Source organism: Pseudomonas sp. B7(2017), assembly GCF_002112745.1.
Taxonomy (GTDB): domain Bacteria; phylum Pseudomonadota; class Gammaproteobacteria; order Pseudomonadales; family Pseudomonadaceae; genus Aquipseudomonas; species Aquipseudomonas ekonensis.
In genome coordinates this window covers 441,863-453,713 of sequence record NZ_NEIP01000001.1, presented here as the reverse complement: position 1 = coordinate 453,713, position 11,851 = coordinate 441,863, and the positions used below count along the sequence as shown (strand labels likewise).

Sequence of the window (11,851 nt, the reverse complement as noted above, 5' to 3'; positions counted from 1 at the left end):
CTTGCCCGCTTCCGGAGCCCGCATGACCCAGGATCAACTCAAACAGGCCGTGGCCCAGGCCGCCGTCGACTTCATCCTTCCTAAACTCGACGACAAGAGCATCGTCGGGGTCGGCACCGGCTCCACCGCCAACTGCTTCATCGACGCCCTGGCCCTGCACAAGGGCGCGTTCGACGGCGCGGTCGCCAGCTCCGAAGCCACCGCCGCGCGCCTGAAGGGCCACGGGATCCCGGTGTACGAGCTCAACACCGTGAGCAACCTGGAGTTCTACGTCGACGGCGCCGACGAAAGCGATGCCCACCTGAACCTGATCAAGGGCGGCGGCGCGGCCCTGACCCGCGAGAAGATCGTCGCCGCCGTGGCGCAAACCTTCATCTGCATCGCCGACGCCAGCAAGCTGGTGCCGGTGCTCGGCGCGTTCCCGCTGCCGGTGGAAGTCATCCCGATGGCCCGCAGCCACGTCGCCCGCCAACTGGTGAAGCTCGGCGGCGACCCGGTCTACCGCGAAGGCGTGCTGACCGACAACGGCAACATCATCCTCGATGTGCACAACCTGCAGATCACCAACCCGGTGGAACTGGAAGCGCAGATCAACGCCATCGTCGGCGTGGTCACCAACGGCCTGTTCGCGGCGCGTCCGGCGGACCTGCTGCTGTTGGGCACCAGCGAAGGCGTGAAAACCCTGAAGGCTGAGTAACCCGAAACTGCCCACATTCTTCTGGGCAGATGAAAAACCTGTGGGAGCTGGCTTGCCAGCGATAGCGGTGTGTCAGTCGACCTGTTCAGTGACTGAAACTCCCTCATCGCGAGCAGGCTCGCTCCCACAGTGTTTTTGGGTGCGAATCAGTTTTGCGCAGGCTTCTTGAAGACGTAGAACAGGTTCGGCTCGCTCACCAGGTACAGCGTCCCGTCATCGTCCATCGCAATGCCTTCGGCCTGCGGCACGGTCTTCTTCAGGCCCTGCCGGCCCCCGCTCAGCGACATCGTGCTCAACGGGCGCCCGTCCACATCCAGTTCCAGAATCAGCCGCGACTCGTCGGACAGCGCCAGCAGATGGCCGCTGCGCTCGTCGTACTGCAGGCTCGACAGGTCCCGCACGAACATCCCGGCGTCGCGCTTGGGGTTGTTGATCACGTGCACGGCGTAGGACTTCTCCGGATTGAAGTGGGGAAAGCCGTGCACTTCATAGATCAGCATCGGATCCCGCTCCTTGGCCACGAACAGGCGCTTGCCCACCGAATCGTAGGCCAGGCCTTCGAACCCCTTGTTGCCGCTCATGTGCACGCCGAGGGTCATCTGCTCCGCATCGGCCGCATCGAGGAACGTGGTGTCCTGCTCCAGGTGGATCTTGATCAGCCGCTGCTGGCGCTCGTCGGTGATGACGTAGGTGTCGGCGCTGATGAACTCCACCGCCTCCGGATCGCCGAAGCCGATCAGCGCCACCCGGCGCAGGATCCGGCCGTCCAGCGACAGTTCGATCAGCTCGGCGTTCTTGTTGGTGACGGTGAACAGGCTGTTGCGCACCGGATCGTAGGTCAGGGCCGACACATCGTCGTCCAGCCCGTCGATGGTTTTCGCCTCGACGTCCACCCGGTAGCGGTCAAGGCCGATGGCCTCGGCGCTGTGCGGCTGCCACAGCGCATGCAGGTTGAACCAGGCCCGTTCGAACAGGCGCAGGTACTGGCCGACGGCGATCAACGCGATCAAGGCCACCGCGGACAGCAGAATGAACAGGGGTTTGGGACGGGCGAATCGGCGCATGCGGACGGGCTCGGAATCAAAACGGGCGGATGGAATATCACGCCCGTCTGAACTGAAGCTTAATGGCCGCCGGCCCGTGAGGACAACCGCGCGCCTGGGGCGCCGGGGTCACTTCTGCTTTTCGAAGCGATAGAACAGGTTCGGCTCGCTGACGATGTACAGCGTACCCGCCTCGTCCATGGTCACGCCTTCGGCGCGGGGGATGGTTTTCTTCAGGCCGTTGAAGCCGCCGAGCAAGGTCATGAAGCTGACCTGCTCGCCCTTTTCGTCCAGCTCCAGCAGCAGGTGCGAATCGGCGGACAGCACCAGGGTGTGGCCGGTGCGCGGGTCGACGGCCAGGGCCGAGAGATTGCGCAGGTCCAGCTCGTCGCTCGGCAGCTTCTGCTTGTCACCCTTGAGGGCCTGGCTGCCGTCGCTGCTCCAGGTGAACAACGCCGGCGGACGCTCCTCGCCCAGCAGCAGGCGTTGGTTGCGCTTGTCCCAGGTGATGGCCTCGAACGCCTTGTTCTGATCCTTGGACGGGCCCAGGTCGTACTTCGGATAGTCGTCGCGCTTGAGTTCGCGGGTGGCGGCGTCGACCTTGACGATCGACAGCAGGTGGTCGCGTTCGTCGACGATGGCCAGCAGGCCGTTCTCCATCACGGTGACGCCTTCCGGATTGCTCCAGCCCACCAGCGGCATCTTGCGCAGCACATCGCCCTGCAGGGTCAGCTCGACCAGGAAAGGGTTCTTGCCCATCACCGAAAACAGGGTTTTGGTCTGCGGGTCGTAGGAGAGATCCGACGCCTCGTCCTTTTCCATCCCCGGCAACAGCTTGGCGTCGATCACCGCGCGGTAGTCGGGCAGCCAGATGCTTTCCTTCTGCTCGGCGGCGCTCTCGAAACGCTCCTGCACCCACAGCAGGCCCCGGTCGTCCCAGTGCATGGCGTACGCCAGGCCATAAGCGACGGCGCCCACCAGCAGCAGCCAGGAATACCCACGCATGACGAACCGCGGGCGGCGGGCGGATTTGAGCTTGGGCAGCGATTGAGATGACATCAGAGGACGCGTTCCGAAAATTCAGGCTATGGGTAATAGCACAAAGGGGCCGGCTCAGACGCCAGAATGACCGGAATTATCCGTACAGGATGTGAAAAAAACGGCAAATGGCGGGATCGCCTTGCCTGTGGGGGCCGCTGCACCGATCCATCCCTTGCGGTGGCTGATCCAGCGAATCGCCAGCAGGCTGGCTCCCACAGAGGCCCCCCCGATATCCGCAAGATACCTGACAGGCCCCAAGACCCTGTGGGAGCCTGCCTGCCGGCGATGGCGTCAGCGGCAATGACGGATCAGCGCACGCTGCTGGTGAAGCGGCTGGCGCCCGGCAACTCCAGCACGATGTCGTCGCCGACGTTCAGCGGCCCGACGCCCACCGGCGTGCCGGTGAGGATCACGTCGCCGGCCTGCAGCGAGAAGCAGCCTGCCATGTGCTGGATCATCGGCACGATCGGGTTGAGCATCGCGCTGCTGTTGCCGTCCTGGCGAACTTCACCGTTGATGGTCAGGCGGATGCCGATGTCGGTCAGGTCGGCGAAGGTGCCGGCGGCCACGAACGGGGCGATCACCGCCGCACCGTCGAAGGACTTGGCGATTTCCCACGGCAGGCCCTTGGACTTGAGCTCAGCCTGCTTGTCGCGCAGGGTCAGGTCCAGCGCCGGGGCGAAGCCGGAGATGGCGTCCAGCACTTCCTCGCGGCTCGGCCGGGTGGACAGCGGCTTGCCGATCAGCACGGCGATCTCGGCCTCGTAGTGCACCGAACCGCGCTCGGTCGGAATCTTGAACCCGCCCTCCAGCGGCACCACGCAACTGCCGGGCTTGATGAACAGCAACGGCTCGGTGGGCACCGGGTTGTCCAGTTCCTTGGCGTGTTCGGCGTAGTTGCGGCCGATGCACACCACTTTCCCCAACGGGAAGTGAATCCGCGTACCGTCGACGTATTGGTGCTGATAGCTCATTTACCGACTCCTGCCTTCATTGATTCACAAGGGTTGCGCTCAAACCGCGAAGATCTTGCCCGGGTTCATGATGCCGTTCGGGTCGAACACCGCCTTGACCGCTTTCATGTACTCGATTTCCGCCGGCGAGCGGCTGTAGGTCAAGTAATCGCGTTTGGTCATGCCCACGCCGTGTTCGGCGGAGATCGAGCCGTTGTACTTCTCGACGGTCTCGAACACCCACTTGTTGACGGTGGCGCACTTGGCGAAGAACTCGTCCTTGCTCAGGTTGTCCGGCTTGAGGATGTTCAGGTGCAGGTTGCCGTCGCCGATGTGGCCGAACCAGACGATCTCGAAATCCGGGTAGTGCTTGCCGACGATCGCGTCGATTTCCTGGAGGAACGCCGGGACTTTCGCCACGGTGACCGAAATGTCGTTCTTGTACGGCGTCCAGTGGGAGATGGTTTCGGAGATGTACTCGCGCAGCTTCCACAGGTTCTGCAGCTGGGTTTCGCTCTGGCTCATCACGCCGTCGAGCACCCAGCCCTGCTCCACGCAGTGTTCGAAGGTCTCCAGGGCCAGGTTGGCCACCTCTTCGGTGGTCGCCTCGAACTCCAGCAGCGCGTAGAACGGGCAGTCGGTCTCGAACGGCGCCGGCACGTCGCCGCGGCCCAGCACCTTGGCCAGCGCCTTGTCGGAGAAGAACTCGAACGCGGTCAGGTCGAGCTTGCCCTGGAAGGCGTGCAGCACCGGCATGATCGAGTCGAAGTCCGGGGTGCCGAGCACCATCGCGGTCAGGTTTTTCGGCGCCCGGTCCAGGCGCATGGTGGCCTCGACCACAAAGCCCAGGGTGCCTTCGGCGCCGATGAACAGCTGCCGCAGGTCGTAGCCGGTGGCGTTCTTGATCAGGTCCTTATTCAGTTCCAGCACGTCGCCCTTGCCGGTGACGACTTTCATGCCCGCCACCCAGTTGCGGGTCATGCCGTAGCGAATGACCTTGATCCCGCCGGCATTGGTGCCGATGTTGCCGCCGATCTGGCTGGAACCGGCGGAGGCGAAGTCCACCGGGTAGTACAGGTCATGCTCTTCGGCGGCGTTCTGCAGCTGCTCGGTGACCACCCCCGGCTGGCAGACGGCGGTGCGGTCGGTGAGGTTGATGTCGAGGATGCGGTTCATGTAGTCGAACGACACGACCACCTCGCCGTTGGCCGCCACCGCGGCGGCGGACAGCCCGGTGCGCCCGCCCGACGGCACCAGCGCCACCTTGTGCGCATTGGCCCAGCGCACGACGGCCTGCACCTGTTCGATGGTCTTGGGGAACACGACGGCGCTCGGCGCCGGGGCGAAATGCTTGGTCCAATCCTTGCCGTATGCGTTCAGGGAGTCGGCGTCGGTGAGGACTTTGCCGGGCTCGACCAGGGTCTTCAGTTCATCAATCAGGGCAGGATTGGTCATCGACAGAACTCTCGAACAATTCATGGTCATCCTGAAGACGCTTCACGTCGCAGGAATGAGTGATTAGCGGGGTGGCTATGCTAGCATACCGACCCCGCAGGCCAGTGCCCAACGGCGGTTCTGCGGCGACGGCTTTCCTGCCGTCCGGGTCAGCATCTGTTGACCATTTCCTGCCATTTTTCTCCGGGATACAGGTTTACGCAGATGAGCAAGACTTCTCTCGACAAGAGCAAGATCAAGTTCCTTCTCCTCGAAGGCGTCCACCAATCGGCTGTCGACGTCCTCAAGGCGGCGGGCTACACCAGCATCGAGTACCTCACAGGCTCCCTGCCGGAAGACCAGCTCAAGGAAAAGATCGCTGACGCTCACTTCATCGGCATCCGCTCGCGCACCCAACTGACCGAAGAGATCTTCGATCACGCGAAGAAGCTGGTGGCGGTGGGCTGTTTCTGCATCGGCACCAACCAGGTCGACCTGGAAGCGGCCCGCGAGCGCGGCATCGCCGTGTTCAACGCGCCGTACTCCAACACCCGCTCCGTGGCGGAACTGGTGCTGGCCGAGGCGATCCTGCTGCTGCGCGGCATCCCCGAGAAAAACGCTTCCTGCCACCGTGGCGGCTGGATCAAGTCCGCGGCCAACTCCTTCGAGATCCGCGGCAAGAAGCTGGGCATCGTCGGCTACGGCTCCATCGGCACCCAGCTGTCGGTCCTGGCCGAAGGCCTGGGCATGCAGGTGTACTTCTACGACACCGTGACCAAGCTGCCGCTGGGCAACGCCGTCCAGGTCGGCAACCTGCACGAGCTGCTGGGCATGTCCGACATCGTCACCCTGCACGTGCCTGAAACCGCCGCCACCCAGTGGATGATCGGCGAGAAGGAAATCCGCGCCATCAAGAAGGGCGGCATCCTGATCAACGCCGCCCGCGGCACCGTGGTCGAGCTGGACCACCTGGCCGCCGCGATCAAGGACAAGCACCTGATCGGCGCCGCCATCGACGTGTTCCCGGTGGAGCCGCGCTCCAACGACGAAGAGTTCGAAAGCCCGCTGCGCGGCCTGGACAACGTGATCCTGACCCCGCACATCGGCGGCTCCACGGCCGAGGCGCAAGCCAACATCGGCCTGGAAGTGGCGGAGAAGCTGGTCAAGTACAGCGACAACGGTACGTCGGTATCGTCCGTGAACTTCCCGGAAGTGGCCCTGCCGGCCCACCCGGGCAAGCACCGTCTGCTGCACATCCACGAGAACGTCCCGGGCGTGATGAGCGAGATCAACAAGGTCTTCGCCGAAAACGGCATCAACATCTCGGGTCAGTTCCTGCAGACCAACGAGAAGGTCGGCTACGTGGTGATCGACGTCGACGCCGAGTACTCGGAGCTGGCGCAAGAGAAGCTGCAGCACGTCAACGGCACCATCCGCAGCCGCGTGCTGTTCTGACCGGTCGCTGAGCAACAAAAAAGGGAGCTCCTCGGAGCTCCCTTTTTCATGCCCGCAGAACCGTCATTTCACCGTGATGGTGATCTTCTCCGAAACGATCGGCGGGTCGAACGCCATGTGGTTCTTGTCGCCCAGCTCCAGCTGCAGGGTGTGCTGGCCCGGAGCAAGTTTGATTTCTGCGAACGTCTGGGCCTTGCCGAAATGCATATGGTTGGCGTCGGTCGGCACCACTGCGCCGACCGGAACAGTCTCCTTGGCGTCGATCAGCAGATGGTGGTGACCGGTATTCGGCGTGGCATCACCAGCCGGTGCCAGCGCGACATCCTTGGTGCCGAACTTGACGGTGAAGGTCTGCGAAACCGTGGCTCCGTCCTCGGGAGAAACGATGAACACTTCGGCTCCCTTCGGCGCCGGCGTGGCCGCACTGGCCAGCACCGAAACGCCCATCAGCAAACCAGCCAAAGCAGCACGTGACATGAATGTTTTCATTCTCTTCTCCAGTTTTTCCGTAAAATCCGCGCGGTCATGACAACTTCATGACCATTCGTTGTCGAAGGCACTCGTCAACCATAGCAAAGCGAGCCTGAACATCAGGCCGCGACAATGATTTCAAAGGAGTGACCATGCGTTTCCTGCCTGGCCTGATCTGCCTGCTTCCCCTTCTGAGCCCCCTGGCCCATGCCGAACTGATGGATGACATCAACGACCGCGGCGAGTTGCGCATCGCCCTTGAGGCTAATACACCGCCCTTCAATTTCAAGGACGGCGACACGCTCGCGGGGTTCGAGGTCGAGCTGGGGCAACTGCTGGCCAACGAGCTGGATGTGCGGGCCGACTTCACCGTCACCGACGAAGGCGACCTGCTCCAGGGCGTCGAAAGCGGCAAGTACGACATCGCCCTCAACCACATGGCATTGACCCCGGCGCTCAAGGATCGTTTCGACGTCAGCGAACCCTACGGCCAGGTCAACCCGCGGTGGCTGGCCAAGAAGGACGAGCAGCCGCGCCCGCTGGTGCTGGTGCAGGCCCTGACCGAGGGCAAGCCCAAGGACGAAGCGCCGGTGGCGCTGGCGATTCCGTACCAGAAAGGCAACCCGGCGTTCCACGCGAGCCTGGAGAACGCGTTGCAGCGGATCAAGGCGGACGGCCGGCTGGCGACGCTGACGCAGAAGTGGCTGGAGCAGCCTGCCGAAAACCCATGAGCCTGTAGCCCTGCGGCGCCTTGGCGGACGCCATCGCCAGCAGGCTGGCTCCCACAAGGATCCAGGCTGAGTGCAGCGTCCGCGGTCAACGCAGAAGCGGGGTTCGCCCGCGAAGGCATGGGGTCAGGCGCCGGTGATGTCGGAGGTGCCGGCCCAATCGCCGGCAAGCCGGCTCCCACAGGTTTTGTGCTTGGGCACCGGATCTGTGGGAGCCAGCCTGCTGGCGATGGCGGCAGCGGGAGCGCCGCAGGTCAGTCGAGCGTTGCCAGGGCCTCGGCGGCCTGCGGCAGCTCCAGTTCGCTGAACACCTGCACGCCGTGGCGCTTGAGCAGCGCCGCGGTGACCCCTTCGCCTGAGACCTTCACCCCGCTGAACGTCCCGTCATAGGTCAGCCGGTTGCCGCAGGACGGGCTGTTGGCCTTGAGCACGGCGATCCGGATGCCGTGGCGGCGCACCAGCTCCAGGGCCTGCTGCGCCCCGGACAGGAACTGCGCGCTGACGTCCTCGCCGTCGGTGGTGATGACCGCGGCGGTGCCGTCCAGCACTTCACCGCCCTGCCCGCCCGGGATCTCCGCCGCCGCCCGGGGCGTGGGCAGACCGCCGGCCACCTCGGGGCACGTCGGCACCACGCGCCCCTCGGCCACCCATTGCTCCAGCAGCCCGAACGGCCCGCCGGCCCCGCCGTCGTAACGCACGGGGTGGCCGAGCAGGCAGCGGCTGACCAGGATCCGCTCCATCTCAGAACGGCTCGTTGCCGCGGCGGCGGAACCAGCCGGTCAGCGACAGGCGCTCGCGGTTGGCCGGCAGCACTTCGTGGGGCACGTCGCCGGAGAGGAACACCACCAGGCAACCGCCCGTGGGCTGCACGTCGTGGATGCGTTCGTCGTCCAGGTACATGCGCAGCTGGCCGCCGTCCTCCGGCAGCCAAGCGTCGTTGAGGTAGATCACCGCCGAGACCGCACGCCGGTCGTCGTCGCGGAAACGGTCGACGTGCCGGCGGTAGAACGCCCCCGGCGGATACAGGGCGAAGTGGCACTCGAAGTCTTCGAGGCCCAGGAACAGCCCGCGGTTGAGCGCCTCGCGCAGGCTGTCCATCAGGTTCAGGTAGCGGTCGCTGGCCGCGTCCTGGCCCGGTTCGAGCCATTGGATATGGTCGCCGCGAATGCCTTCGCGGACTTCCGTGGAGGCGCCGCGCCCGACCGCCGCCGGTGCCAGTTCGCCCTCGGCCGCGCGCTTGCGGCACTCGGCCGCCAACGCGCGGGTCAGGTCCTGGGGCAGGAAAATGTTCTGCTGCGACCAGCCATGGTCGGCGAGGTCGTCGACGATGCGCAGCAGCAGCGGGTGATCAGAGGATATGGGCATGGCGCGCATAGTATGCCGGCGGCGAGAAATCCGACAGAGCCACGCGGCGGCCTGATACGAATTCTCGACAAGTACCGGCACCGCACGGAGAATAGTCGGCTGCTGACAGGAGTCCTTATGCGCCGTTTGTTTTTCTCACTGTTGATGTTCTGCGTGTTGCCCGCCTGGGCAGACAGCCACGACCAGCTGTACAAGGTCGCCGGCTGGCCGGAACAGCGCGCGCATTTCAACGACGCCCTGAGCGCCGCGCAGCAGCGCTATCAGAACAGCCTGCCGCCGGCGGTGTTCCAGGCCCTGGTCAACAACAGCAACCAGCGTTTCGCCCCTCAGTCCGTGGATCGGCGCGCCGAAGCGCAACTGCGCCAGAACCTCGCCGACCCGAAACCGGCCCTGTCCTTTTTCCAGTCGCCGCTGGGCAAGAAGATCGTCGCCGCCGAGCTGCTGGCAACCCGCCGCGACCAACTGGCGAAGAACGCCAAAGGCCTGCCGAAGATGCCGGCCAGCGACAGCCGCCTGCTGATCATCGGGCACCTGGCCCAGGCGCTGCCCGCCCGCGAGGCCGGCGCTGAAGTCAGCCTGGCGATCGCCGGTGTGGCGGCCGACAGCCTCAGCTCGATGATTCCCGGCCTGCTCGGCGCCGGCCAGGCCCAGGGCATGCTCGACGGCCAGCGTCAGCGGCTGATGGAGCAGATCGGCGCCGACCTGAACAACACGCTGCTGTACGTCTACCGCGACCTGTCGGACGAAGAGCTGGAAGAGTTCGCGACCTTCGCCGAGTCCGCCGAGGGCAAGGCCTATTACCAAGCGGCGCTGGCGGCGATCCGGGCGGGGCTGGCGGTCGGCCAGAGCGCGTCGAACCTCGGCCAGTGATCCGTATCGCCTTCCGGGCCCTATCGCGGGCAAGTCGAATCGTCGCACCGCCGCTCCCACAGTGATCGCGGTCGTTCAAAAACCTTGTGTACGCCTCGAAACCTGTGGGAGCGGGCTTGCCCGCGATGGCGCCCGGAAGGCCGCTACCGCTGGTTGCCCTTGATCCGCTTGCTCAGGAACTCGAAATACTCCTCGCGCATCTCCACCACCTCGTTGGCCAGGTGATGCCGCGCCTGCGGCAGCATCAGGATCTGCGGCCGGTCGAACTTCCACTTCAGCACCTGAAGGTTGTGCGGCCAGTCCACGGTCATGTCCGCCTGGCCCTGGACGATCAGCGGCCGGCGCGGGCTCTTCTTGGCGTATTCGATGCGCTCGATCCAGCGCGACAGCGCCCCGACCCACTTCGTCGGCAAACGCTTTGGCTGCAGCGGGTCGGCCTGCAGGAACGGCAGGAACGCCGGATCGTTGGTGTTCTCGCTGAAGCGCCGGGCGATGCCCCGGACGAAGGGCCGCAGCAGGTAGTAGCTCAGCTGCGACCAGCCCCAGGCCCGCGGCCGCACCAGCGGCGCCAGCAGGATCACCTGGCCCTGGGCGGGGCTCTCGACGCTTTGGTCGAGCAGATGATCGACCACGATCGCCGCACCCGTGCTTTGCCCGCACAGGTGCCACGGCTGCGGCAAGGCGATCGAGCGCGCCTCGGCGAACAGCCCGTGCAGGGCGTCCTGGTACTCGGAGAAGTCGCGGATGCTCGCCCGCTCGCCGCTCGACAGCCCGTGCCCCGGCAGGTCGCAGGCGATCACCGCGAAGCCCTGGTCCAGCGCCCAAGCGATCACATGCCGGTAGAGCCCGGTGTGGTCGTAGAAGCCGTGGAGCAGGAACAGCGTGCCCTTGGCGGTCTCCGGCCACCAGCAATGGCTGACCAGTTCGTAGCCGTCCACCTCGAAGCGGCCCATGCCGCGCCACACGTCGCGCTCGGGGAAGTCGGTGCGGTAGAACCGCTGGTACGCCTTGGCCTCGTCCGACAGCGGCTGCCACTGGGCCAGGGGCCGCAGGCCGGCACGCAGATGATCGGGGTTGAAGGTCGCAGACATGGGCACTTCCAGAACGGTGAACAGACTTTATCGGCCTGCGATATTCATCTGTCGCGGCAGGCATGGCAAGCTAGCCGGCCTTCGAGGATCGAAAACCATGCGTCCGCCCTACCGCACCGCCCTGTTCGCCAGCCTGCTCGCGCTCGTGTGCGCCGGGGTGCTGTGGGCGGCGTACGACTGGTTCCAGGGCCGTTACCTGCGTGCCTTCAGCTCACACACGGCGGTGTTCTCCGGCGATCCGCTGCGCCTGCCGGACGACCTCGCCGGTCCCGGCAGCATCCGCCTGGTGCATTTCTGGGATCCCGCCTGCCCGTGCAACGTCGGCAACCAGCAGCACCTGACGGAGATGGTCGAGCGCTTCAGCGCCAAGGGCGTGGAGTTCTTCGCGGTGCAGAAGGCCGGCAGCCACGGCCAGTTGCCCGCCGGCCTCGGCAACCTCAAGACCCTCGACGCGCTGCCCGGCGCCGAACAGATCCCCGCAAGCCCGGCGGTGGCGATCTGGGACCGCAGCGGCAAGCTGGCATACTTCGGGCCGTACAGCGAAGGCCTGACCTGCAACTCCGCCAACAGCTTCATCGAACCGATCCTCAATGCGCTCAGCGAAGACCGCCCGGTCAACGCCACCCACACGCTGGCGGTCGGCTGCTATTGTCCGTGGCCGGCGACCGGGCCTTAAGGCATTCCGGACTTTTCGAAAGACAGC

Annotated in this window: 13 protein-coding genes; 5 read left to right on the top strand and 8 right to left on the bottom strand. The window is 65.2% G+C overall.

Features of this window, described 5'->3' with window-relative positions; genetic code table 11:
- The first annotated feature begins 22 nt into the window (after window positions 1–22).
- Window positions 23–697, top strand: a complete 675-nt coding sequence (gene rpiA, locus CAG29_RS02135; protein WP_085580965.1) for a ribose-5-phosphate isomerase RpiA — start codon at window positions 23–25, stop codon at window positions 695–697.
- A gap of 146 nt (window positions 698–843) precedes the next feature.
- Here the strand turns inward: rpiA and CAG29_RS02130 are convergent, their stop codons facing one another.
- The 4 genes from CAG29_RS02130 to CAG29_RS02115 all read right to left on the bottom strand — a co-directional run bounded on the left by CAG29_RS02130 (window position 844) and on the right by CAG29_RS02115 (window position 5,189).
- On the bottom strand, window positions 844–1,761 hold the full coding sequence (locus tag CAG29_RS02130; protein ID WP_085580967.1) for an SdiA-regulated domain-containing protein: 918 nt from the start codon (window positions 1,759–1,761) through the stop codon (window positions 844–846).
- Window positions 1,762–1,869: 108 nt separating this feature from the next.
- Complete coding sequence (locus CAG29_RS02125) at window positions 1,870–2,799, bottom strand: SdiA-regulated domain-containing protein (protein ID WP_085580970.1); 930 nt, start codon at window positions 2,797–2,799, stop codon at window positions 1,870–1,872.
- A 290-nt stretch (window positions 2,800–3,089) separates the two neighbouring features.
- Complete coding sequence (locus CAG29_RS02120; protein WP_085580972.1) at window positions 3,090–3,755, bottom strand: fumarylacetoacetate hydrolase family protein; 666 nt, start codon at window positions 3,753–3,755, stop codon at window positions 3,090–3,092.
- A gap of 39 nt (window positions 3,756–3,794) precedes the next feature.
- Window positions 3,795–5,189, bottom strand: coding sequence for an FAD-binding oxidoreductase (locus tag CAG29_RS02115; protein WP_085637078.1), 1,395 nt, complete (start codon window positions 5,187–5,189; stop codon window positions 3,795–3,797).
- A gap of 204 nt (window positions 5,190–5,393) precedes the next feature.
- Here CAG29_RS02115 and serA point away from each other — a divergent pair, with 204 nt between their 5' ends.
- On the top strand, window positions 5,394–6,623 hold the full coding sequence (serA, locus tag CAG29_RS02105) for a phosphoglycerate dehydrogenase (RefSeq protein WP_085580977.1): 1,230 nt from the start codon (window positions 5,394–5,396) through the stop codon (window positions 6,621–6,623).
- 63 nt (window positions 6,624–6,686) lie between these two features.
- On the opposite strand, the gene CAG29_RS02100 is transcribed toward serA, so the two are convergent.
- The gene (locus tag CAG29_RS02100; protein ID WP_085580979.1) at window positions 6,687–7,112 is read right to left on the bottom strand and encodes a DUF4399 domain-containing protein; all 426 of its coding nucleotides are present in this window, start codon (window positions 7,110–7,112) and stop codon (window positions 6,687–6,689) included.
- A 134-nt stretch (window positions 7,113–7,246) separates the two neighbouring features.
- Between CAG29_RS02100 and CAG29_RS02095 the strand changes: the two genes are divergently transcribed.
- Window positions 7,247–7,825, top strand: a complete 579-nt coding sequence (locus tag CAG29_RS02095; RefSeq protein WP_085637081.1) for a transporter substrate-binding domain-containing protein — start codon at window positions 7,247–7,249, stop codon at window positions 7,823–7,825.
- 251 nt (window positions 7,826–8,076) lie between these two features.
- On the opposite strand, the gene CAG29_RS02090 is transcribed toward CAG29_RS02095, so the two are convergent.
- A complete protein-coding gene (locus CAG29_RS02090; RefSeq protein WP_085655866.1) occupies window positions 8,077–8,562 on the bottom strand; it encodes a DUF523 domain-containing protein in 486 nt (161 codons plus the stop codon).
- A gap of 1 nt (window position 8,563) precedes the next feature.
- Window positions 8,564–9,196 (bottom strand): 2OG-Fe(II) oxygenase, encoded by a 633-nt coding sequence (locus CAG29_RS02085; RefSeq protein WP_085580983.1) that lies wholly within the window; start codon window positions 9,194–9,196, stop codon window positions 8,564–8,566.
- A gap of 108 nt (window positions 9,197–9,304) precedes the next feature.
- Between CAG29_RS02085 and CAG29_RS02080 the strand changes: the two genes are divergently transcribed.
- Window positions 9,305–10,057 (top strand): DUF2059 domain-containing protein, encoded by a 753-nt coding sequence (locus CAG29_RS02080; RefSeq protein ID WP_085580986.1) that lies wholly within the window; start codon window positions 9,305–9,307, stop codon window positions 10,055–10,057.
- A gap of 143 nt (window positions 10,058–10,200) precedes the next feature.
- Here the strand turns inward: CAG29_RS02080 and CAG29_RS02075 are convergent, their stop codons facing one another.
- Complete coding sequence (locus CAG29_RS02075; RefSeq protein WP_085693805.1) at window positions 10,201–11,148, bottom strand: alpha/beta hydrolase; 948 nt, start codon at window positions 11,146–11,148, stop codon at window positions 10,201–10,203.
- Between the two features lie 97 nt (window positions 11,149–11,245).
- On the opposite strand from CAG29_RS02075, the gene CAG29_RS02070 reads away from it, so the two are divergent.
- The gene (locus tag CAG29_RS02070; protein WP_085580990.1) at window positions 11,246–11,824 is read left to right on the top strand and encodes a DUF6436 domain-containing protein; all 579 of its coding nucleotides are present in this window, start codon (window positions 11,246–11,248) and stop codon (window positions 11,822–11,824) included.
- The last annotated feature ends 27 nt before the right edge of the window (window positions 11,825–11,851 follow it).